This is a genomic window from Streptomyces tibetensis (genome assembly GCF_040647715.1).
In the GTDB taxonomy this organism is placed as follows: Bacteria; Actinomycetota; Actinomycetes; order Streptomycetales; family Streptomycetaceae; genus Streptomyces; species Streptomyces tibetensis_A.
The window spans coordinates 39,076-61,306 of sequence record NZ_JBEZCR010000010.1; the positions used below are offsets into that span (position 1 = coordinate 39,076).

At 72.8% G+C, this 22,231-nt stretch carries 20 protein-coding genes; 11 read left to right on the plus strand and 9 right to left on the minus strand.

All coding sequences use genetic code 11. The features are described 5' to 3' along the window. The first annotated feature begins 71 nt into the window (after positions 1–71). Positions 72–2,618 carry a SpoIIE family protein phosphatase gene (locus AB0B29_RS25580; protein WP_436845880.1) on the plus strand — a complete coding sequence of 849 codons (2,547 nt, stop codon included), beginning with the start codon at positions 72–74 and terminating at the stop codon, positions 2,616–2,618. 64 nt (positions 2,619–2,682) lie between these two features. On the opposite strand, the gene AB0B29_RS25585 is transcribed toward AB0B29_RS25580, so the two are convergent. Both AB0B29_RS25585 and AB0B29_RS25590 read right to left on the minus strand, forming a co-directional pair. Then, the gene (locus tag AB0B29_RS25585; protein ID WP_362243823.1) at positions 2,683–3,237 is read right to left on the minus strand and encodes an MrpF/PhaF family protein; all 555 of its coding nucleotides are present in this window, start codon (positions 3,235–3,237) and stop codon (positions 2,683–2,685) included. Between the two features lie 136 nt (positions 3,238–3,373). Then, a complete protein-coding gene (locus AB0B29_RS25590) occupies positions 3,374–5,050 on the minus strand; it encodes an NAD-dependent malic enzyme (RefSeq protein WP_362243824.1) in 1,677 nt (558 codons plus the stop codon). 343 nt (positions 5,051–5,393) lie between these two features. Here AB0B29_RS25590 and AB0B29_RS25595 point away from each other — a divergent pair, with 343 nt between their 5' ends. From AB0B29_RS25595 to hypA, 8 genes are all read left to right on the plus strand, one after another. After that, positions 5,394–6,983, plus strand: a complete 1,590-nt coding sequence (locus AB0B29_RS25595) for a hypothetical protein (RefSeq protein ID WP_362243825.1) — start codon at positions 5,394–5,396, stop codon at positions 6,981–6,983. Position 6,984: 1 nt separating this feature from the next. After that, the gene (locus AB0B29_RS25600) at positions 6,985–8,073 is read left to right on the plus strand and encodes a hydrogenase expression protein HypE (RefSeq protein ID WP_362243826.1); all 1,089 of its coding nucleotides are present in this window, start codon (positions 6,985–6,987) and stop codon (positions 8,071–8,073) included. 64 nt (positions 8,074–8,137) lie between these two features. Then, complete coding sequence (locus AB0B29_RS25605) at positions 8,138–9,931, plus strand: nickel-dependent hydrogenase large subunit (protein WP_362243827.1); 1,794 nt, start codon at positions 8,138–8,140, stop codon at positions 9,929–9,931. Continuing rightward, on the plus strand, positions 9,924–10,475 hold the full coding sequence (locus AB0B29_RS25610) for a NifU family protein (protein ID WP_362243828.1): 552 nt from the start codon (positions 9,924–9,926) through the stop codon (positions 10,473–10,475). The genes AB0B29_RS25605 and AB0B29_RS25610 overlap by 8 nt, the downstream gene beginning before the upstream one ends. Beyond that, positions 10,472–11,068, plus strand: a complete 597-nt coding sequence (locus tag AB0B29_RS25615) for a DUF5947 family protein (protein ID WP_362243829.1) — start codon at positions 10,472–10,474, stop codon at positions 11,066–11,068. The genes AB0B29_RS25610 and AB0B29_RS25615 overlap by 4 nt, the downstream gene beginning before the upstream one ends. Before the next feature lie 42 nt (positions 11,069–11,110). Next, positions 11,111–11,317 (plus strand): hypothetical protein, encoded by a 207-nt coding sequence (locus tag AB0B29_RS25620; protein WP_362243830.1) that lies wholly within the window; start codon positions 11,111–11,113, stop codon positions 11,315–11,317. A 34-nt stretch (positions 11,318–11,351) separates the two neighbouring features. Continuing rightward, positions 11,352–11,543 (plus strand): hypothetical protein, encoded by a 192-nt coding sequence (locus AB0B29_RS25625; protein WP_362243831.1) that lies wholly within the window; start codon positions 11,352–11,354, stop codon positions 11,541–11,543. Between the two features lie 7 nt (positions 11,544–11,550). After that, positions 11,551–11,901 carry a hydrogenase maturation nickel metallochaperone HypA gene (hypA, locus tag AB0B29_RS25630; protein ID WP_362243832.1) on the plus strand — a complete coding sequence of 117 codons (351 nt, stop codon included), beginning with the start codon at positions 11,551–11,553 and terminating at the stop codon, positions 11,899–11,901. Positions 11,902–11,958: 57 nt separating this feature from the next. On the opposite strand, the gene hypE is transcribed toward hypA, so the two are convergent. From hypE to AB0B29_RS25665, 7 genes are read right to left on the minus strand one after another with little or no spacing between them, the layout of a single operon-like run. Next, on the minus strand, positions 11,959–13,029 hold the full coding sequence (gene hypE / locus AB0B29_RS25635; protein WP_436845881.1) for a hydrogenase expression/formation protein HypE: 1,071 nt from the start codon (positions 13,027–13,029) through the stop codon (positions 11,959–11,961). Further along, entirely contained in the window at positions 13,022–14,167 is a 1,146-nt protein-coding gene (gene hypD, locus AB0B29_RS25640) for a hydrogenase formation protein HypD (RefSeq protein ID WP_362243833.1), read from the minus strand. The genes hypE and hypD overlap by 8 nt, the downstream gene beginning before the upstream one ends. Next, positions 14,164–14,499 (minus strand): HypC/HybG/HupF family hydrogenase formation chaperone, encoded by a 336-nt coding sequence (locus tag AB0B29_RS25645; RefSeq protein ID WP_362243834.1) that lies wholly within the window; start codon positions 14,497–14,499, stop codon positions 14,164–14,166. Before AB0B29_RS25645 ends, hypD begins: the two co-directional genes overlap by 4 nt. A 3-nt stretch (positions 14,500–14,502) precedes the next feature. Continuing rightward, entirely contained in the window at positions 14,503–16,815 is a 2,313-nt protein-coding gene (hypF, locus tag AB0B29_RS25650) for a carbamoyltransferase HypF (protein ID WP_362243835.1), read from the minus strand. After that, entirely contained in the window at positions 16,812–17,573 is a 762-nt protein-coding gene (gene hypB, locus AB0B29_RS25655; protein ID WP_362243836.1) for a hydrogenase nickel incorporation protein HypB, read from the minus strand. The genes hypF and hypB overlap by 4 nt, the downstream gene beginning before the upstream one ends. A 39-nt stretch (positions 17,574–17,612) precedes the next feature. Beyond that, complete coding sequence (locus AB0B29_RS25660; protein WP_362243837.1) at positions 17,613–18,200, minus strand: hydrogenase maturation protease; 588 nt, start codon at positions 18,198–18,200, stop codon at positions 17,613–17,615. Next, positions 18,197–19,942: an enoyl-CoA hydratase-related protein gene (locus tag AB0B29_RS25665; RefSeq protein WP_362243838.1), complete on the minus strand. Its 1,746-nt coding sequence runs from the start codon at positions 19,940–19,942 to the stop codon at positions 18,197–18,199. The genes AB0B29_RS25660 and AB0B29_RS25665 overlap by 4 nt, the downstream gene beginning before the upstream one ends. Positions 19,943–20,216: 274 nt before the next feature. On the opposite strand from AB0B29_RS25665, the gene AB0B29_RS25670 reads away from it, so the two are divergent. After that, positions 20,217–21,311, plus strand: a complete 1,095-nt coding sequence (locus AB0B29_RS25670) for a LacI family DNA-binding transcriptional regulator (protein ID WP_362243839.1) — start codon at positions 20,217–20,219, stop codon at positions 21,309–21,311. Between the two features lie 113 nt (positions 21,312–21,424). Then, the gene (locus AB0B29_RS25675; protein ID WP_362243840.1) at positions 21,425–22,183 is read left to right on the plus strand and encodes an IclR family transcriptional regulator; all 759 of its coding nucleotides are present in this window, start codon (positions 21,425–21,427) and stop codon (positions 22,181–22,183) included. Positions 22,184–22,231 lie beyond the last annotated feature (48 nt).

The following is a 22,231-nucleotide window of genomic DNA, read 5'->3' on the forward strand; positions in this document are numbered from 1 at the left end:
GGCGGGCCGGGCGCCCCGCAGCGCCTGTCGTTCCGCGCCCCAGGGCACCCCAGCCGAGGAGCTTTTACACCGTGAGCATGTCCGAGCAGCCGCGCGAGCCGGGTCGGGGCGGTGAGCCGGAGCACGGCTCGGCCGCGGATCCGGAGTCTTCGCTGCCGTCGGTGACCTCCGACGCTTCGTCCCCGGCCGTGGACGGGGAGTCCAAGTCCTCCGACGAACAGGCGGAGACCCCCAGCGGCCCGTCGGCGTTCCGCGACGAACCGCCCGCCGACGTCGAGGACCGCTCATCCGCCTCTCCGGTGGGTCGGCTCGCGGCCACCGTGGAACGGCTCAGCCGGGAGGTGCGGGCCGCTCAGGCGGAGGCCGAAGGGCGTGCCTTGATCGAGCTCGCCAAGGGCGTTCTGGTCGAGCGGCTGCAGTGCGGTCCGGCCCAGGCCGCCCGCCAGCTCACCCAGTTGGCCGAGCAGGCCCAGGTCACCCCCCTGGAACTCGCCGTCGACGTCATCAACCAGGCGGCCCGGGACCGGATGTCCGAGGTGACGGACGCCTTCCTCGCCGCCACCAGGGCCGCGGACGAGGCGGAGACCGAGTCGGCCGCCGTGCGCCTGCGCGCGGCCGAGAGCGGAGTACTGGCAGCGGACGACGCCCAGGCAGTGGCGGACGCCCTGCTGCAGCAGGCGCTGCGCCCGCTCGGTGCGGTGGCCGTGGCCGTCTGGGCCGCGGGCGCAGACGGCTCGCTCACCCTGGCGGGCAGCGCCGGCTTTTCACCGGCTGAGGCGGAGCGCTGGCGTTACGTCCCGCCGGACGTGGTGACCGTGGCGCGACGCGGACTCATCGAGCGCGAGGGGCAGTGGATCGCCACCCTCGGCGCGACCGGCCTGCCCACCATCGGCCTGCACCACCATCCGGACGGCGGCCGGGCCGCCCTGCCCGCCGGCACCGGAGGCCGCATCCACGGTGTGCTGGAGATCGCCTGGCCCACCCCGCAGGCGCCGCAGTCCCCGCAGATCGTCCGGCAGCTGGAGGCGCTGGCCGAACTGTGCGCCCACACCCTGGAGATGTACACGCCGCCACAGGGAGCGGCCCAGGAGCCGCGCGTGCTGCCGGACGCCGCCGAGCTGATGGATCTGGCGGACGGGCTGTACGACCCCGCCCTCGTGCTGGTGCCGCATCTGGACGGCGACGGGCACCTGGTGGACTTCCGTATCCAGCACGTGAACAACCGCTTCCTGGACCCGGCGGGCAGGCCGCGGGCGGTCGTGAACGGCGCGCTGCTCCTGGAGGCCTACCCGATGGCCGCCGGGGACAGCGAGTTGTTCCAGCGCGTCGAGCGGGTGTACGCCACCGGTGAGCCCTTCCGGGCCCGCCGCTTGAACCTCACAGCCCTTGTCGACCAGGTTTCGCTCTCGGCGGTGGCGGACATCAGCATCAGCCGCCACGGCACGTCCGTCCTGCTCATCTGGCGCATCGAGGACGAGACGGCACGGTTGGCCAGCCTGCTTCAGCACGCCCAACGGCTGGGCCGTATCGGCGGGTTCGAGGAGAACGTCCTCACCGGCGAGATCACCTGGAACGGGCAGCTCTTCGACCTGTACGGACGCCCCCAGACGAGCACCCCGGTGCCTCTGGAGGAGCTGCCGGCCCATGCGCACCCCGACGACGGCGTTTCCATCCGCCGTTTCCTGCGCACGCTGCTGCACCACCAGCGGCCGGCGGCCGCCGCCTTCCGGCTGCAGCGGCCGGACGGGGTGACCCGTCACATCCGGATCGTCGCCGAACCCGTGCTCGACACCGACGACCGGCTCCTCCTGGTGCGCGGCGCCTACCAGGACATCTCGGCCCAGCACTGGACCGAGGTGGCGCTCGCCGCCACCCGCGACCAGCTGGCGCACACCGAGCAGCAGGCCACCGAACGCAACCGGCTGACCCTGCAGTTGCAGCACGCCATCATGCCTCCCACCCAGGCGCCGTTGCAGGTGTCCGGCCTCCAGGTGGCCGTGCGCTACCGGCCGGCGGAGACCGAGCAGCTGGTGGGCGGCGACTGGTACGACGCCGTCGTCCTGCCGTCCCGCAAGGTGCTGCTGTGCGTGGGGGACGTCGCCGGGCACGGCATCGAGGCCGCCACCAGCATGGTCGTCCTGCGCAACGCGCTGCGCGGCCTGGCGGTGACCGGTGCCGGGCCGGGGCAGTTGCTGTCGTGGCTCAACATCGTGGCGCACCACCTGACGGGTGCCGTCACCGCGACGGCGGTGTGCGGCCTGTACGACCCGGTCACGCGGACACTGCGCTGGGCCCGGGCCGGACACCTCCCGCCCGTCCTCGTCCGGGACACGGAAGCGGCCCCGCTGCCCCTGGTCAAGGGACTGCTGCTGGGGGCCGTCCCGGAGGCCGTGTACGAGGAGACGGAGCTCCAACTGGCCCCCGAGGACACCCTGTTGATGTACACGGACGGCCTGGTCGAGCGCCGGGACCGGCCCGTGGAGGAGTCCCTGACCTACCTCCTGACCACGGCCCGTACGGCACCCAGCACCCTCGACCAGCAGTTGGACCGCCTGTTGACCTACAGCAAGTCGGACACCGACGACGACACGTGCATCGTGGGCATCCGGGTCGGGTGAGGGGCGGGACCGAGGCGGCGCGCGACGAGGAGGCGCGGGGAGTGGCTCCGCCGCCCCTCGTGCCTCACCGTTGCGGCAGGACGCCCGACGGAAGCACTGCGTCCCTGGCCTTGTCGCCCGTGGGGAGTTGGTCGGCGTAGCCGGCCTCCGTCCACACCAGCTTCTTGAACTGTTCCGGGGTGAGGGCTCCCTGCCACGGGGCGTGACCCGGGCAGAACACCGAGGAGCAGTCGGAGCAGTAGTGCGCGGGCCGCCACAGACGTTCCGCGCGCTGAGCCCCGGCCTCGGCCGCGGCCTTCTCCCGACCGTCGCTCCGTGCGACCACGATGGTCCCGACGAAGCAGAGCAGAGCGAACGCCGCCCCGCCGACCAGGTACAGCGGCTTGTCCTGGTGCACGCCGACGTAGGCGAAGGCGATGCCCATGCCGGTCAACACCAGGCCCTCCGCGACGTGCACGCACCCGTCGCCTGTCTTGTCAGGCCCCGGGGCCAGTCGGCCGTACAGGTCGTCCCGCATCGCACCCTTACCACCGCGCGCCTGCTCGACCGTCCGGACCCGGCCACCGCCGCACCCCGGGCACACCGCTCCGGCCGGCCCTCCGGCCCTCCCATGCTCCATGGTGATCAGCCTATCGGCGCACTTGTTCGTGCTGACGAACACCCACGCGTGGGCGTACTGCGCGGCGTCGCTCGGGCGATGCCGGCCCGGGCCCGGCATCATCCACTGCGGGCACTGAGGGCCGGCACACGCCTCCTTAGTCCTCGTACCGGGGCGTCCACTGCGCCCGGGTGACGGCCTTGCGCAACTCCTCCTCCGTGGCCTGCGGGGCCACCCCGTCCTCGACGGCGGCGAGGGCCGCGGCCAGGGCGATCTCGCGGGCGGACTCCCGCATCCCGGTCAGCGGCGGCAGCAGCGGCACGGGGAGGTCCTCGCCGTCCGCCGCCCGCACCGCGCACCGTGCGACGGCCCGGGCGGCGGCCACGAGCATGCGGTCCGTGACCCGGGTGGCCCCGCTCGCGGTCACCGCGAGCCCCATGGCCGGGAAGACGTACACGTTGTTCGACTGCGCCACGGGCACCTCGCGCCCGTCGACCGTGAGCGGCGGGAAGGGCGAACCGGTGGCGATCAGTGCCCGCCCGTCGGTCCAGCGGGTGAGGTCCGCCGGGTCGGCCTCGGAGTGCGAGGTGGGGTTCGACAGCGGGAAGACGACGGGCCGTTCGCAGGTCGACGCCATCTGCCGCACGATCTCCTCGGTGAACGCGCCGTGCGCCGTCGACAGCCCGATGAGCGCCGTCGGCTCCACGCGGCGCACCACCTCGGCCAGGCCGGTGCCGTCCCAGTCGGCCACCTCGCTGTCATCGCGGACGAACTCCCGCTGCTGCGGGGTCAGTTCGGAACGCGAGGACACCAGCAGGCCGTCGACGTCGAGGACCCAGAACCGGGCCGTCGCCTCATCCTTCGACAACCCCTCGTCGACCATGGCGGTACGGATCATGTCGGCGACGCCGATCGCGGCCGAGCCCGCACCAAGGATCACCACGCGCTGCTCGGTCAGCGGGGTGCCGGCCACGTCCGCCGCGGTGGACAGGGCGCCGAGCGTGACGGCCGCGGTGCCCTGGATGTCGTCGTTGAAGGTGAGCAGCCGGTCGCGATAGCGGGCGAGGATCGGATGGGCGTGGGCGGTGGCGAAGTCCTCCCACTGCAGCAGCGTCCCGGGGAGTTCCGCCTCGACCGCCGAGACGAACGCCTCGATCATCTCGTCGTACTCGGCGCCGGTCAGCCGGCGGTCGCGCCGGCCCAGGTAGCGGGGATTGTCGAGCAGGGCCTCGTTGTCGGTGCCGACGTCCAGCAGGATCGGCAGGGTACGGGCCGGGTGGATGCCGCCGATCGCCGTGTACAGGCTCAGCTTGCCGATGGGGATGCCCATGCCGCCGACCCCCTGGTCGCCCAGGCCGAGGATGCGCTGGCCGTCCGTGACGACAATGACGTCCACGTCGTGGTCCCGGTGCGGGCGGTTGCGCAGGATGTCCCGGAAGCGGTGCCGGTCCTCCCAGGTCAGGAACAGGCCGCGGGGCCGCCGGTAGATCTCGCTGAACTTCTGGCAGGCCTCGCCCACCGTCGGCGTGTAGACGACGGGCAGCAGCTCCTCCAGGTACTCCGTGACCAGACGGTAGAAGAGCACCTCGTTGGTGTCCTGGAGCTGTCGCAGATAGATGTGCCGGTTGAGTGGCTTGTCGTAGCCGCGGAACGCCTCGTAGGCGCGGGCCACCTGCTCGTCCAGGGTCTCCACGGCGGGTGGCAGCAGTCCGTCGATGCCCAGTTCGACGCGTTCGCGACGGCTGAACGCGGTGCCCTTGTTGACCAGGGGGTCGGCCAGGGTGGTGACGGCGGGGCCGGTGGTGGGGCGGGGGTGGTGTGTCGGCTGGTCCATGAGGTGACGCCTTCCCGTGACGCGCCGGTATGTGCGGGTGACGTGTGCCATCCGGACGACCACCGGCTCCGGGGAAACGTCCCCGGGCCACCTACGAGTTCCGGCGCGCCGCCCGGTCCGCCTCCGTACGCCCGGCGCCGACGGTCCCGTCGCTGTGTCTCCTCCCGCGCCGCCCCACGGCGCCGGCACCGTGACCACCCCGAACAGCCCAATCGGACTGGGCCGGAGGAGGCGAACGTGGATGAGCGGTGTGACCGTGGTGGAAGGGATGCGCTTGCACAGGGACCGCTTGCACAGGGACCGCTTGCACAGAGATCGCTTGCACACAGGACGAGGAGACGCGATGGCGGAGGCACTGGCCGAGGGCGGCACGAAGGGCGCTGCCACGACGGTCGGCACACGCCCGTCCCCGGGCGTCTTCGAGCAGCTCAGCGCCGTCGCCGACGCCGTCCTCTACGAGGGCTACCTCCTTTACCCCTACCGCCGCTCCTCCACCAAGAACCGGGTTCGCTGGCAGTTCGGCGTGCTGTTCCCCCGGGACTGGGTCGAGGCGGACGGCCCCGTCCTCCCCGGTGTCTCCGGCTCCGCCGACTCCTGGTACCAGCAGACCGAGTGCCTGCTGCGGATCCGCCGGCCGGACAGCGCCCGTGTCCGCGTGCGGGTCCGCTACCTCCAGATGCAGCGCAAGCAGGTGGAGGAAGCGGGCCACCCCGTCCAGTCGCTGCGTACCGACGACGGCACGGTGCATCTGACCTTCGACGAGGCTTTGCCGCGCGAGTGCGAGGTGGAGGTCTCCCTCGACGAACTCCTCCGGGGCACACGCACCGTCGCGGTGGGTGCCGCGGCCGGTGAGGACGTCGAGCCGCTGCCCGAGGGCACCGGGCGGGTGGTGCGCAGCCGGGAGGAGATCCGGGCCGAGACCACCCTCACCGCCGAGCGGCTCGCCGAGGACCTCTGCCGGATCCGCGTACGCACCGCGAACACCGCGCCCGCACCAGGGCCGGGCACCGCGCGCGACGAGGCACTGCGCCGGGCCCTCATCGCCACTCACACCCTCGTGGGCGGCGACGGGGTGGAGTTCGTCTCGCTGATCGATCCACCGGCGGATCTGCAAGCGCCCGTGCGCGCCTGCCGCAACGAGTTCACCTTCCCTGTGCTCGGGGGCGAGGCCGGGGACACCGGACGCGTCCTGCTGTCCGCGCCGATCATCCTGCCCGACCATCCCCAGGTCGCGCCCGAAAGCCCCGGTGACCTGCACGACGCCGCGGAGATCGACGAGATCCTCACGTTGCGCACGATGCTGCTGACCGACGAGGAGAAGCGCGAGGCGCGAGCCACCGACCCGCGGGCGGCGGCGATCCTCGACCGCGTCGACACCATGCCGCAGGAGGTCTTCGAACGGCTGCACGGCGCCGTCCGCTCCCTGACGCCGGCCACCCCCACGGCATCCGCCGAACCTCTCCTGACCCCGATCACCGCCCCGGCGGCCGTCGACCCCTTCCCGGCAACCGTCACCCCCACGGCGCCCGCCGACCGCCCCGCCTGGTGGCAGGAAGGCGGCGACGACGGTCTCTGCCCGACCACCGACACCGTGCTCGTCGACGGCGTCCGGCTCGGCGGCGGCAGCCGCGTACGGCTGCGCCCCCGGGGACGCGGCGCCGACGCCCAGGACATGTTCCTGGCCGGGCGGACCGCCGAGGTCGCCGCCGTCTTCCACGACGTGGACGGCAGCACGCACCTCGCCGTCACCCTCGACGACGACCCCGCAGCCGAACTGAACAACTGGTACGGCCGCTTCCACTACTTCCGGCCCGACGAGCTCGAACCCCTCGAGCCCGCCGGATCCCCGGACGAGCCGTCGGCACCGGCTCCCGCCGCAGCTCCTGCGCGGCACACGTCCGACTCCGACACCCCCGCAGCGGAGGCCGAGTGACATGACCACCCACAGCAGCACCGAAGAAGTCAGCAAGGAACCCGAACGGTCCGAGGTCCGGCAGGGCATCGACGAGATCCACATCCTCTGGATCTCCGAGGGCATGAGCTGCGACGGCGACACCGTCTCGCTCACCGCGGCCGACCAGCCCTCCATCGAGGACCTGGTGCTCGGGCTGATCCCGGGCCTGCCGAAGGTGAACCTGGTCAACAAGGTGCTCTCGCCCAGCCTGGGAGGGGAGGACTTCCTCGCGCCCTACCGGGCGGCCGTACGCGGCGAGCTGGCCCCGTTCATCCTCGTCATCGAGGGCTCCATCCCCAACCAGAACATCATCGAGGGCGACGGCTACTGGACGTCCTTCGGCAACGACCCGGAGACCGGCGAGCCGCAGACCCTCAACTGGTGGATCGACCAACTGGCCCCCAAGGCCTGGGCGGTGGTCGCCGCCGGCACCTGCGCCACCTTCGGCGGCATCCACGCCATGTCCGGCAACCCGACGGGCTGCATGGGCCTCGCCGACTACCTGGGCTGGGACTACACCTCCCAGGCCGGCCTGCCCGTCGTCAACGTGCCCGGCTGTCCGATCCAGCCCGAGAACTTCATGGAGACCCTGATCTGGGTCCTCTACCACGCGGCCGGCTCCGCGCCCCCGCCGCCGCTGGACCACATGCTGCGCCCGCAGTGGCTGTTCGGGAAGACGGTCCACGAGGGCTGCGACCGCGGCTCGTACTACGAGCAGGCCAACTTCGCCGCCGACTACAACTCACCCAAGTGCCTCGTGAAGACGGGCTGCTGGGGTCCGGTCGTCAACTGCAACGTGCCCAAGCGCGGCTGGATGGGCGGCATCGGCGGCTGCCCCAACGTCGGCGGCATCTGCATCGGCTGCACGATGCCCGGCTTCCCCGACGCGTTCATGCCGTTCATGGACGAACCCCCGGGCAGCACCCTGTCGTCCCTGGTCATCAAGCCCTACGGGGCCGTCGTCCGCCGACTGCGCGGCATGACCAACGAGCTCGTCAACCACGAGCCCCGATGGCGCCACAACCAGCGCAAGCTGACCAGCGGTTACGACCCCCACTGGCGCGCCTGATGAGGCCTCCCCGCAGCAAGCACACCACCCCACACACCACCGACAGCGAGGGGCAGTACCGCAGATGACCACCACCGAGGCCCGGCCCACGGACCGCAAGCCACCACAGCTCGTGGACATGTCCTGGGATCCGATCACACGGATCATCGGGAACCTGGGCATCTACACGAAGATCGACTTCGCCAACCGGGAAGTCGTCGAATGCCACAGCACCTCGTCGCTGTTCCGCGGCTACTCGGTGTTCATGAAGGGCAAGGACCCGCGCGACGCGGGCTTCATCACGTCCCGGATCTGCGGCATCTGCGGCGACAACCACACCACCTGCTCGGACTACGCCCAGCAGATGGCCTACGGCGTCAAGCCTCCGCCGCTGGCCGAGCACATCGTCAACCTCGGCGAGGCGGCCGAGTACATGTTCGACCACACGATCTTCCAGGACAACTTGGTCTTCGTGGACTTCTGTGAGGCGATGGTCAAGGCCACCAACCCCAGTGTTCTGGCCCGCGCCGAACGCACCGAGGCGCCCCGTGGCGAGATCCACGGCTACCGGACCATCGCCGACATCATGAAGGCCTTCAACCCCTTCGAGGGCGAGGTCTACAAGGAGGCCCTGAAGGTCAGCCGGGTCACCCGCGAGATGTTCTGCCTGATGGAGGGACGGCACGTCCACCCCTCCACGCTGTACCCGGGCGGCGTCGGCACGATGCCGCAGCCCACCGTCTTCACCGACTACCTCGCGCGCCTCATGCGGGTCATCGACTTCGTGAAGAAGGCCGTCGCCATGAACGACGACGTGTTCGACTTCTTCTACGAGGCGCTGCCCGGCTACGAGGAGGTCGGCCGCCGCCGCGTCCTGCTCGGCTGCTGGGGCGCCTTCCAGAACCCCCAGACCGTCGACTACCGCTACGAGAACATGAACTCCTGGGGCAAGGACATGTACGTCACCCCGGGCATCATCGTCGACGGCGAGCTGGTCACCAACAACCTCGTCGACATCAACCTCGGCCTGCGCATCATGCTGGGCAGCTCCTACTACGAGGACTGGGTCAACGAGCAGCCGTTCGTCACCCACGACCCGCTCGGCAACCCCGTCGACATGCGCCACCCGTGGAACCAGACGACCGTCCCGGTGCCGCAGAAGCGCAACTTCGACGACAAGTACAGCTGGGTGATGAGCCCCCGCTGGTTCGACCAGCGCACCGGCGACCACCTCGCCCTCGACACCGGCGGCGGCCCCCTGGCCCGCCTGTGGTCGACCGCGCTGAGCGGCCTGGTCGACACCCCGTACGTCAAGGCCACCGGCCACAGCGTGCGCATCTCCCTGCCCAAGGGCGAGTCGCTGCCGGAGACCACCCTGGAGTGGCGCATCCCGCAGTGGAGCAACACCATCGAACGCGACCGCGCCCGGCCCTACTTCATCGCCTACGCGGCCGCCATGGCCCTGCAGTTCCTCGAAGAGGCCATGGGCATGGTGCGCGCGGGCGAGACCAAGGTGTTCGAGAACTACGAGGTGCCCGACGAGGCGATCGGCTGCGGCTTCCACGAGGCGGTGCGCGGCGTCCTCTCCCATCACCTGGTGATCAAGGACAAGAAGATCGCCAACTACCACCCGTACCCGCCGACCCCGTGGAACGCCAGCCCGCGTGACAAGTTCGGCACCCCCGGCCCGTACGAGGACGCCGTCCAGGGCCAGCCCATCTTCGAGGAGAACGGGCCGGACGACTTCAAGGGCGTCGACATCATGCGCACGGTCCGCAGCTTCGACCCCTGTCTGCCGTGCGGTGTGCACATGTACGTCGGCAAGGGCAAGACGCTGACCACCTTGCACTCGCCGACGTATGGGGCGAACCATGGCTGAGGCCGTCGGTACACGGCTGGCCGACCCGGACGTCGAGGCCCGGCTCGCCCGGCTCGACCAGGCGCTGGAAACCCTCGAGTCCGCGCCCGGGCCCACGACCCGCTCGGCGACCGAGGCGGTGGCCCTGCTGACCGAGGTCTACGGCGAGGCCCTGGCCCGCGTCCTGGACGCCGCGGACGAGCAGCTGGCCGAGCGGCTGGCCGACGACGAGCTGCTCGGGCACCTGCTGGTGCTGCACGACATCCACCCCGAGCCCCCCGAACGCCGGGCGGCCCGCGCGGTCGAACGGCTGCGGCCCGCCGTGCAGGAACGGGGCGGCGACGTGGAGTGGGCCGGCGTCGAAGGGCAGGTCGCCCGGGTCCGTCTGACGACGGGCGGCGGCGGATGCGGGTCCGGCTGCGGCGGCGGAGGATCGGAGGTCGGCGACGCCGTCACCGCGGCGGTGCTCGCCGCGGCTCCCGAGCTGACGACGGTGGAGTCCCTGACCGAGAAGCCCCCCGCCTTCGTCCCCCTGACCACGCTCAGGCACCGGGGCGCACCGTGACCACCGACGGGGCCCTGGCCCGCCTCATCCGCTCCTCGGCCGACCGCACGGCGGCGGCCGAGCGGGAGGTGTGCGACCTGTGCGCCGCGCCGGTCGCCGACGAGCACGCCCACCTGTACGACACCGGGCAGGAGGAGGTGCGCTGCGCCTGCGGCCCCTGCTCCGTGCTCTTCGCCGACGCGGCGGCGGGGGACGGCCAGTACCGTCTCGTCCCCCGCCGCCGGGTCCGGCTGCCCGAGGTCGACACGGCCGCGCTGGGTGTACCGGTCGGCCTGGTCTTCTTCGTGCCCCGGGCCGACGGCACCGTCACCGCCGAGGGCCCGAGCCCCGCGGGAGCCATGCGCTGGGAGGTGGACGCGACGGCCTGGCGGAAACTGGCCGGCACGTGTCCACCGCTCGCGACCGTGGAACCCGACGTGGAGGCCCTGCTGGTCAACACCGTCCACGGCCTGAACCACCACTGGATCGTGCCGATCGACGACTGCTACCGGATGGTCGCCGTGGTACGCCGGGAGTGGCGCGGCCTGTCCGGCGGCGGACGGATCTGGCCGGCCGTCGAGCAGTTCTTCGAGAGCCTCACCGAGCGGCCATAGCCACGCACTCCGCAGGTCGGAGGCGAGGAAGGAGAGCACCCCATGGGCAGCATCAGAGTGGGCCGGCCCCAGGCGAAGCCCGACACGCCCCGGCACATCGCCGGGATGCACCAGGGCAACAAGGGACCGCGCCAGCAGCAGAAGGGGCACCACGCGGACGGCACCGCCGACGCGCGCCGCTCCACCGGGATCCACTGGAAGCGGCATGACGCCCTCGCGGAGACCATGCCGAACATCCCGCCGGGATGAACACCGTGACGCGAACGAGCAGGGAGTCACCGCAATGAAACGAGTACGCAGAACCGTCGTGCGCAGGCGGGGCGGGATGAGCGGGCAGCGGGTGCTGAAGACCGAGGCCCTCCTGGTGGGCGGCGCGGCCCTGGCCCTGCTGTGCTGGGAATGGCCCAGCCTGAGGCGCGAGGCGCGCATCTGGCGGATGGCGGGCGGGTTCCGCGCCGGTCACCGCTACCCGTGAGCAGGCCGTGCACGAACTGTCGATCGCGACCGCGATCATCGAGCGGGCCGGCGAGCTGGCCCGGGCGGACGGGACTCAGACCGTCTCGAAGGTGACCGTCCGGGTCGGCGAGCTGGCGGGCGTCGTCCCCGACGCCCTGGATTTCGCTTTCGAGGTGGCCCGTGACGGCACGTCCCTCGCGGGAGCACGGCTGGTCGTCGAGCAGATCCCCGCGCAGGCCTGGTGCGGCCCGTGCGCCGAGGAGTTCCCGGTGGGCATGCCCCCGTTCTTCTGGTGCCCGCGCTGCGACCAGCCCTCCAGCGACCTGCGCAGCGGCCGTGAGCTGGAGATCGCCGGGATCGAGCCGGCGCCGGCCTAGCGAACGTACGGAGGGCCCCGCCGACGCGTCGGCGGGGCCCTCCGTGCTCTGCCGGGGTCAGCAGATGCGCGGCAGCTGCTCCCCGAGGGGCAGGTCGACCACCCGCGTCCCGCCGAGCCCGGTGGCGACCACCACCATCCCGGGATGCTCGGCGACGCACTCGCCGATCTGTGTCGCCCCGGCTCCCTGCGGGTGAGCCCGCATGGCCGCCAGCACCTCCTCCGCCCGCGACGGGGGCACGAAGGCGACCAGCCGGCCCTCGTTGGCGACGTACAGCGGATCGAGCCCGAGGAACCCGCAGGCGTTCGCCACGGCGTCCGGCACGGGGATCGCCCGTTCCCGCAACCTGACCCCGGTCCCCGAGGCACGGGCGATCTCGTTGAGGGACGCCCCCAGGCCGCCCCTGGTGGGGTCGCGCAGCACATGGATGTCCGGTGTGACGGCCAGCACGGCCGCCACCAGGTCCGCCAGCGGTGCGGTGTCGCTGGCGACCTCCACGCCGAACTCCAGACCTTCCCGCACGCTCATGATCGCCACGCCGTGCAGCCCGATCGGCCCGCTGACGATGACGGCGTCCCCGGGCCGGGCCCGCTGCGGCCGGATGTCCACCCCGTCGGGCACGAGACCCACCCCGGCGGTGGTGACGTACACCCCGTCACCGTGCCCGGACTCCACCACCTTGGTGTCGCCCGTGGCGATCGTGACCCCGGCGGCCTCGGCGGCCGCCCCCATCGCGCGCGCGATCCGCTCGACGACCGTCAGCTCCACGCCTTCCTCCAGGACGAAGGCGGCGGAGAGGTACGCGGGCCGTGCGCCGCTCATCGCGAGGTCGTTGACGGTGCCGTTGACCGCGAGGTCGCCCAGGCAGCCGCCGGGGAAGAACAGCGGCCGGACCACGTAGGAGTCGGTGGAGAAGGCCAGCCGCGCGCCGCCCAGTTCGAGGACGGCGGAGTCGGCGAGACCGGACAGGGTGGCGTTGCCGTAGGCGGGGGTGAAGATCTGCTCCATCAGCTCCGCCGACAGCGCGCCCCCGCCGCCGTGCCCCATGACCACGACCCCCTGGTCACGCAGCGGGGCGGGGCAGGTCCAGTTGGCCGGGTCGACCACATCGGTGACGTGCTCAGGCAACGGGAGTCGCCTCCTCCCGGGGGGTGGCCCCGGCGGCCTGCGGGGCCGGGGCGTTCATACGGCGGTAGAGGTAGTAGGCCGCGCAGGCGCCCTCGCTGGAGACCATGGTGGCGCCGAGCGGGGTGCGCGGCGTGCAGGTGGTGCCGAACGCGCCGCACTCGGTCGGCTTGATCAGGCCCTGGAGCACTTCACCGGCCCGGCACTCGGCGGGTTCCTCGGTACGGATCCCGCTGACGTCGAAGCGGTGCTCCGCGTCGTAGGCGCGGAAGGCGTCGGTCAGCCGCCAGCCGCTCGCCGGGATCCGCCCGATGCCGCGCCAGGACCGGTCGGTGACCTCGAAGACCTCCTCGATCATGCGCACCGCGGCCGGGTTGCCCTCCTCGCGCACGGCCCGCGGATAGGCGTTCTCCACCCGGTGCTCGCCGCGCTCCAGCTGGCGCACCGCCCGACGGATGCCCTCCAGGATGTCCAGCGGCTCGAAGCCGGTCACCACCATCGGCACCTTGAACCGTTCGGCCAGCTCCGGGTACTCGGCCATCCCCATCACGCTGCACACGTGCCCGGCGGCGAGGAAGCCCTGCACCCGGCACTCCGGTGCGGTCATGATCGCCTCGACGGCCGGGGGGACGCGCACATGTGACACCAGCAGGCTGAAGTTGGTCAGGCCCAGTCGGCGGGCCTGATGCACGGCCATCGCGTTGGCCGGAGCGGTGGTCTCGAAGCCGATGGCGAAGAACACCACCTCCCGGTCCGGGTTGCGGCGGGCCAGCTCCAGGGCGTCGAGCGGCGAGTACACCACCCGTACGTCGCCGCCCTCGCCCTTGACCCGGAACAGGTCACGGTCGGTGCCCGGCACCCGCAGCATGTCGCCGAAGGAGCAGAAGATCACCCCGGGCCGCGCGGCGATCTCCAGCGCCTTGTCGATGACCTCCAGCGGAGTGACACAGACCGGGCAGCCGGGGCCGTGGATCAACTCGACCTGCTTGGGCAGCAGTTGGTCGATTCCGTGCCGGATGATGGAGTGGGTCTGCCCGCCGCACACCTCCATCAGGGCCCAGGGCCGGGTGGCGGTGGCGCGGATCTCGTCCAGCAGGCGCCCGGCCAGCTGGGGGTCGTTGAACTCGTCGATGTACTTCACCGGGCCTCGCTCCCGCTCTCCTGGGGCTCCGCCGCCGCACGCTCCGTCGCGAGGGTGTCGCCCGCCTCCTTGGCCGCCTGCTCCCAGGCGTCCCCGAACTCCTCCTCCAAAAGCCCCAGTTCCTCGAACAGCTTCAGGGAGGCCAGCGCCGACTCCTCGTCCAGGCGCTGGAGCGCGAAACCGACGTGCACGATGACGTACTCACCGACCTTCACGTCGGACACGTACTCCAGGCACGCCTGTTTCTGCACACCGCCGAAATCGATCAGCCCGGTGAGCGGATCGGCACTGTCGTCGATGGACACGACCTTTCCGGGCACTGCCAGACACATGGGTCACTCCTTCTGTCGTAGGTGCGCCGCGACCACCAGCTGGCCCAGGGCCAGCCCGCCGTCGTTGGGCGGGACTTCTCCGTGGCGGAGCACCGCGAAGCCGTATCCGGACAGCAGCCGCGCGCACTCCTCCTCCAGCAGCGCGTTGGCGAACACCCCGCCGCTGAGCGCGACGGTGGCCAGGCCGGTGTCCTGACGGGCCCGTCGGCAGATCCCTGCCACCGCCCGCGCCACGGCGCGGTGGAAACGCGCCGCGAGCACGGCGGCCGGGGCGCCGCGCCGCAGATCGGCGATCAGCGCGCCGAGCACGGGCGCCGGGTCGAGATCCCCGCCGAAGGCGTACGCCGACGGGTCGGCGTCCCACGCCGAAGCGGCGGCGGCCTCCAGCTCCAGCGCGGCCTGCGCCTCGTACCCCGCGCGGTGGCACACGCCCACGAGCGAGGACACGGCGTCGAAGAGGCGGCCCATGCTGGAGGTTGGCACACAGGCCAGGCCGCCGGACAGCTGTTGTTGGAGCACGGCCAGTTCCTGGGGCGCGCAGGCGGTCACGCAGGGCAGGTCCGCGTCCCACGGCAGTCCCGCCGCCCACAGCCGGGCCAGGGCCAGACGGCATGGATTGGCGACGCCGGCGTCACCGCCGGGCAGCGGAGCGGGGGAGAGGTGGGCGTAGCGGCGGAAGCCGGTGTAGTCGGCGAGCAGGATCTCGCCGCCCCAGACGGTGCCGTCGTCGCCGTAGCCCGTGCCGTCGAAGGCGACGCCGATCACGGGGGTGGTGCCGTCGAGGCCGTGCCCGGCCATGGCGGAGGCGATGTGGGCGTGGTGGTGCTGGACCGGCACGGGGGCGTGCCCGGCCAGCCGGGAGGCCCACCGGGTGGAGTGGTACCCGGGGTGCCGGTCGGCGGCGACCAGTTCGGGGCTCACGCCGGTGAGGGCCCGCAGATGCGCGTCCGCCCGCCGGGCCGCCTCCAGGGTCGTCAGGTCGCCCATGTCGCCGATGTGCGGGCCGAACCAGGCCTGGTCGCCCGCACCCAGGCACAGGGCGTTCTTCAGGTCACCGCCCACGGCGAGAGCGGGCCGCACCGGCACCGGCAGCCGCAGCGGCCGGGGCACGTAACCGCGGGACCGGCGCAGCACCTGCTCGGTGCCGTCGGGGCGTACCCGCAGCAGGGAGTCGTCGCAGGGGGAGGCGATGGGCCGGTCGTGGGCGAGCCAGGCGTCGGTCAGCCCGGCGAGCCGGGTCAGTGCCTCGTCGTCGTCCGTGACGATCGGCTCCCCGGAGCGGTTGCCGCTGGTCATGACCAGCGCGCGGGGGCCGGGCGGATCACCGGGCAGGCCGAACAGCAGGGTGTGCACGGGCGTGTAGGGCAGCATCACGCCGAGGTGTGGGCTGCCTGGGCAGACGCCGGGCGCGAGGCCGTCGGCCTCCGGGCGCCGGCGCAGCAGGACGATGGGGCGGCGAGGGCCCGTGAGTGCGGCCAGCTCGGAGGGAGAGAGCCCGGCGATGCGCCGTACCTCGTCGAGGTCCGCGCACATCACCGCGAACGGCTTGCCGCCGCGCGCCTTGCGGGTGCGCAGGGTGTCGACGGCGCGTGCGTCACCGGCGTCGCAGGCCAGGTGGTAGCCGCCGAGTCCCTTGACGGCGACGATCCGCCCGGCCGCCAGCAGCGCGCGTGCCGCGGCCAGGGCCCCGGCGTCCCGGGCCGGGCGGACGCCGCTCCCGGAGGCGGGCACCAGCCGGAGCCGGGGACCGCAGTCGGGGCAGGCCACGGGCTGGGCGTGGAAGCGGCGGTCGAGGGGGTCGCCGTACTCCCGGGCGCACGCGGCGCACATCGGGAAGCCGGCCATGGTCGTGACGGCCCGGTCGTACGGCATGCCCGTGGCGATGGTGAAGCGGGGGCCGCAGTGGGTGCAGGTGACGAACGGGTGCCGGTGCCGGCGGTCGGCCGGATCGCCCAGCTCCCGCAGGCAGTCCCGGCAGGTCGCCGTGTCGGGCGGGAGGAGGGTGCTGCCGGGGGAGCGGTCGGTGGAGCGGATGTCGAAGGTGCCGTCGGCGCCCGTTGCGGGCAGGTCCTCGAACCCGACGCCGGTGACGGTGGCGAGCGGCGGAGGTTCCCCGGCCAGCCGGTCGCAGAAGTCGGCGACACCCTCCGGCGGGCCCTCCACCTCGATCAGGACGCCGTTCGCCGTGTTGCTCACGAAGCCCGCCAGCGCGAGCTCGGAGGCGAGGCGGTGCACGAACGGGCGGAAACCCACGCCCTGCACGGTGCCGCGCACGGTGACGCGACGGCGTACCGCCCGGGTGACGGGCGCGGTCACGAGACGAGGCCGGCTTCGGCGCCCTCGTGGGAGTGGGAGTGGGAGTGGGAGTGGGAGTGGGAGTGCGGGCGGGGCGCCAGGGGCGGCCGGTGGGCAGGGGCCCCGTCCCGGACGGCGAGCGCCCGCTCCAGCAGGGTGTCGACGCCCACTCCGGTGCGGGCGCAGGACCGCACCACCTCCACCCCCGGGTTGACCCGCCGGACGTTGGCCTCGAAGGCGGCCTCGTCGAACCCGGCCGGCCCGGACAGATCGGTCTTCGTCAGCACCACCAGCTGGGCGGACCCGAAGGCGGTGGGGTACTTCAGGGGCTTGTCCTCGCCCTCGGTCACCGCCATGAGCACGATCCGCAGACTCTCGCCGAGGTCGTAGGAGGCGGGGCAGACGAGGTTGCCGACGTTCTCCACGAACAGCAGCGAGGTCCCCTCGGGAAGCCAGCTCTGGACGTGGCCGCGCAGCTGCCGCGCCTCCAGATGGCACAGCCCGTCTGTCAGCAGCTGCTTCACCGGAGCTCCCGAACGGGCCAGCCGGTCGGCGTCGTTCTCGGTCGCCAGGTCGGCGGTGAGCGCGGCCACCGGAAGGCCCCGCTCCACCGCCCTGGCCAGGACCCGGCCGAGCAGCTCCGTCTTGCCGCTGCCCGGGCTCGACAGCAGGTTGACCACGCTCACTCCGCGCCGGGCCAGCTCCTGGCGCAGGCCCGCGGCCAGGGAGTCGTTCTTCGCCAGGACGGCCTCGGTGACCTCGTCCACGGAATCGCACATGGGCGCCGCTCCTCGCGGGTCGGTAGGGAAATCGTTCCGCTACCGATCCTCCGTGCCGTCTCTCGCCGTGCCCGGCAGCCCGGCCGACGACAGTGCGGTGGATTCGTCCGGGCGGCTCAACGGGGGCGTGGCCCCGGGGTCGGCGAGCAGCACCGGCACCATCGCGTGCAGCGCCGCGACGGCCCGCACCACGGCCTGGCGCACCGTCGCGCTGATGCCCGGGGCGATGTCCTCGTCGGCGGGCGCCCGCAGCTCCGGCTCGCAGGCCAGCACCAGGACGCGGGGGAGCGGCTCGTCGCCCAGGTGGGCGGCCAGGGCGAGGACCGTCGCCGGATCCATGCCGTGTGCCTCGGGCGGGGCGCCCGCGGTGGTTCGGTCCGGCAGGTCCGGCTCGATCAGCGACAGCGTGCCCGGCTCGTGCCCCCGCACGGCCGCGTCGACCAGCACGGCCGTGTCGTAGTCGTCGAGCAGCTCGTACGCCAGGTCCATGCCGCGGATGCCGAAGTCCCGCACGCGGACCTCCGGCGGCAGCGGGCGTTCGTCCAGGGCGCGGATCACCTCCGGACCGAAGGCGTCGTCTGCGAGGAAGATGTTGCCGACGCCCGCCACCAGCAGCCGCGTGCTCACTGCCCGCCTCCCGTGGCCGTCGGCCGGACGGAGTCGCCCGGCAGCTTGCGGACGAACGCGGACCGCAGCGCGTGGTACGGCGCCTCGGGGTCGAAGAAGACGGCGCGCATCCGGGCGAGTTCGTCCCGCCGGTATTCGGCGAGGGGCCGCTGGAGCTCGTCCGCGTGACGTGCCGTGGCTTTGGCGGTGATCCGGCCGGGGAGGTCCGGATCTTGGGCCAGGCCGGCGGCCAGCCGCTCCACCTCGCCGGCGAAGTCCCGGGCCGCGACCGGCACCAGGCGGTCCACCAGTCCGATCCGCTCGGCGGTCGCGGCACTCACCGGCAGTGCCTCGCTCGTCAGCCGCTCGGCCGTCTCCGCGCCCACCCGGCGGGGCAGCGAGTACGTCCAGAACTCCGACCCGTACAGGCCCATGCGCCGGTAGTGCGGGTTGAGGACGCCGCCCGCGCGGCACCAGACCTCGTCGGCGGCCAGGGCGAGCATGACCCCGCCGGCGGCCGCGTTGCCGCCGAGGGCCGCCACCACCAGCCGGTCGGTGGTCCGCAGCACCGCCTCGACCAGGTCGTTCATGGCGTTGAGGTTGGACCAGGACTCGCCCGCCGGGTCGCTCGCCGCCTCGATGACGTTGAGGTGGATGCCGTTGGAGAAGAAGTCCCGGGCGCCGCCGAGCACCAGCACCGAGGTGGGGCGGGTGAGGGCGTAGCGCCAGGCGGCGAGCAGCCTGCGGCAGTGGGTGGTGCTCATGGCCCCGCCGGGGAACGAGAAGGTCAGAAAGCCGACGGCACCCCGCTGCCGGTAGCGGATGTCGGTCCAGGTGGTGCGGTCCGGCGGTAGTTCGAGCGGCGCCGCGATCTCGGGCAGCCAGTACGGGCGATCGTTCGAACCCGGCATGCCCGGTCCGCTGCCGGGCGGGGCCGGGAAGCCGGAGAGCACCGAGGCCGCGGGGCGGCGGAACGGCGCCGGGTCGCCGGAGCTCTTGCGGGGGCGCAGTTCCGGGATCCACACCGCGCCGTCCCGGGTGGCCCGGCAGACCGCGCCGGCCCGGGTCGCGAGCAGCTCACCGGGCTCCCCGCGCAGCCGGTCCTCGGGGTGCCCGCCGTGCAGGAACACCTCCCGGCCGCAGATCTCGTCCCGGACGCCGGGCTGCGAGTCGGCCCCGCGCAGCTTGCGCAGCACCGTCGCCGTGTCGTCGTGCTCCCAGTCGATCCGCCGCTGCTCCTGGCGGAAGAAGTCCCGCCACACCACGTGGATCCCGCCTTCGCTCTGCGGACGGGGTTTGTACGACCCGTCGGCGTAACGTCGCACGGCCAGCAGCACGGCGGCCGTGGCAGCGTCGGCCAGCTCGTTGCGGTACACGTCGCTCTTGCCCGCCGGCGGCACGGGGAAGGAGCCGTCCGCCCACACGTCCCCCGCGTCCATGGCCGCCTCGGCCTGCAGCACCGTGACGCCCCACTCCGAGGCTTCCTGGGCGATCGCCCAGTCCAGCGCCGACGGGCCCCGGTCACCGGGCGGCCCCGGGTGCACGATCAGACAGGTGCGGTCCCGCCACACGTCCTCCGGCAGGGCCGACTTCAGCATCGGGGCGACGATCAGCTCCGGGCTTGTCTCGCGTACGGCGTCCCGGACGGCGTCGGGGCCGTGCGAGGCGAGCACGACGTCCACGTGGTGCCCCTCGTCCGACAATTCGGCGAACACACGCTGGGACAGGCTGTTGAACGCGCTGGCGACGAGCAAGATGTCCATGACACGGCATGGTCGCCCGTCGAGGGAGGGCCGCGAAGGACCACGGCGGCGTTTCGCGGTGCTCATCCGCTTCCGGCGGAACGGGCACGCGGCGGCCACCGCCGGGGCCCCGGGCCTACGGTCACTCCGGTCGGGTGCGCCGCCGGGGCGTCCACGCCACCTTCGAGGACGTGCCACACGGTCGGGCACCAGGCGCGGGTCCGGGGCGTTCGGGGGTATGGAACGCTGGGCGTGAGGGGCCGTGGTGGGGCCGCCGGACACGGGGGAGTGAGCGATGACGCGAGTGGGAGGCCGGGCCGGTGGCGGCGCGCCGCGCGGGGTGGACGTGGCCCGGCTCGCCGGGGTCTCGCAGAAGACGGTGTCACGGGTGCTCAACGGGGAGCGCTATGTCTCCGAGGACGTACGCCGAAGAGTGCTCGAGGCGGCCGGGGAACTCGGCTACCGGCTGAACAGCGCGGCCCGGGCCCTGGCCTCCGGGCGGACCCGTTCCATCGGCGTGATCACCCTCGGGACCGCCCTCTACGGCCCCGCCTCGCTGCTGATCGGCATCGAACGGGCCGCTCGGGACGCCGGTTACGCGCTCCGGGTCGTCAACACGCTCGAGGGCGACCCGGGCGGTGTGGCCGGCGCCGTGGAGTCGTTGCTGGAGCAGGGCGTGGACGGCATCGTCGTCTCCGAGCCGATCGACGAGGGGCCGGTCTCCCTCGGCGTCGACGTGCCGGTCCTGGTGCTCGGCGCGCCGGCGGCGTTCGGCGGGGCTCGCACCATGGCCAGGGGGGTCGGCGCCGAACTCCTCGCGCGGACGGCCACCGAGCACCTGCTGGACCTCGGCCACGCGACGGTCCACCATCTCGCCGGCCCACAACGGTGGTTCGCCGCCCGGGACCGGCTGGAGGGCTGGCGCGGTGCCCTCGCCGCACGCGGCATCGCGCCGCCCGCCGTGCTGCACGGCGACTGGTCGGCCGCATCCGGATACGCGGTGGGCCGCGAGCTCGCCGCGCACCGTGACTGCACCGCCCTGTTCGCCGCCAACGACGACATGGCCATCGGCGTCGTCCGCGCCCTGACGGAGGCCGGGCTGCGCGTGCCGGACGACATCAGCGTGGTGGGCTTCGACGACATCCCCGTGGCCGCCTACGTCACCCCGCCGCTGACCACGGTGCGGCAGCCGTTCGACGCCGTGGCGCGGGAGGGGCTGCGGCTCCTGGTGCGCGCGATCGAGGACCCGGACGCGGACCTGCCGCCGGCGTACGACCCGCCGGTCGACCTCGTCGTCCGCGCGTCCACCGCACCGCCGCCCCGGGGCGCACGCCCGCCCGCACCCACCGCCGCCGAACCGCGGGGGGACACGGCGGCCGGTCCACGCTGATCGGCCTCCCCCTTGCCCGGCCGCCGAGCTGCGAGGAACACGGCGGCCGGTCCACGCTGATCCACGGAGCCTCCCCCTTGCCCGGGGGCCCGGGCCTGACGCACGCTGTCCGTATGGGTGGGCAAGACGGCCCTACGCTCATCAATTCCGTGCAGCGGGCCATGCGGCTGCTGGAGGCGGTGAGCGCGCACGAGAACGGCGCGCCGGCCAAGCAGCTGGCGCGTGAGACGGCCCTGCCCCTGGCCACCGCCTACCACCTGCTGCGGACCCTGGTCCACGACGGGTACGTGCGGAAGCTGGACGACGGCGGCTTCGTCCTCGGTGACAAACTGCAGACGCTGCAGTCCACGGGCCGTGCGCAGGCCCTGCTCAGTCGCGTCCGGCCCACCCTCGCCGCGCTGCGGGACGAGCTCGCCACGGCCGCCTACCTCACCTTCTACGAGGACGGCGAGATCCGGGTCGCCGAGATCGTCGACGGCCCCGGGACACCCCGCGTCGATCTCTGGGTGGGCTTCGAGGACGCCGGGCACGCCACCGCACTGGGCAAGTCCGTCCTGCGCGAGATGGACGAGGAGGCTCGCCAGGACTACCTCTCGCGGCACCATCTGGCCGACCTCACGCCGCGCACGATCACCAGCCTCCCGGAACTCCTCCGGAGGCTTCAGACCCCGCCCATGGCCCCGGCCGTCACGGACCTGGAGGAGTACTCCCTCGGCACGGTCTGCGTCGCCGTCCCGGTCTACAGCGGGGACACGCTCGGCTCGCTCGGCGTGTCGCTGCCGTCGAACCGGCTCTCCAGGCTGCCGGAGATCCGCGAGCGGCTGCTGCCGACCGCGAGTCGCGTGACGAGAAGCCTCTCGCTCACTATCTGAAATTCCGCTTCTTGCCGGGTGCTGCCCTCACCCCGTTTTCTGGATATG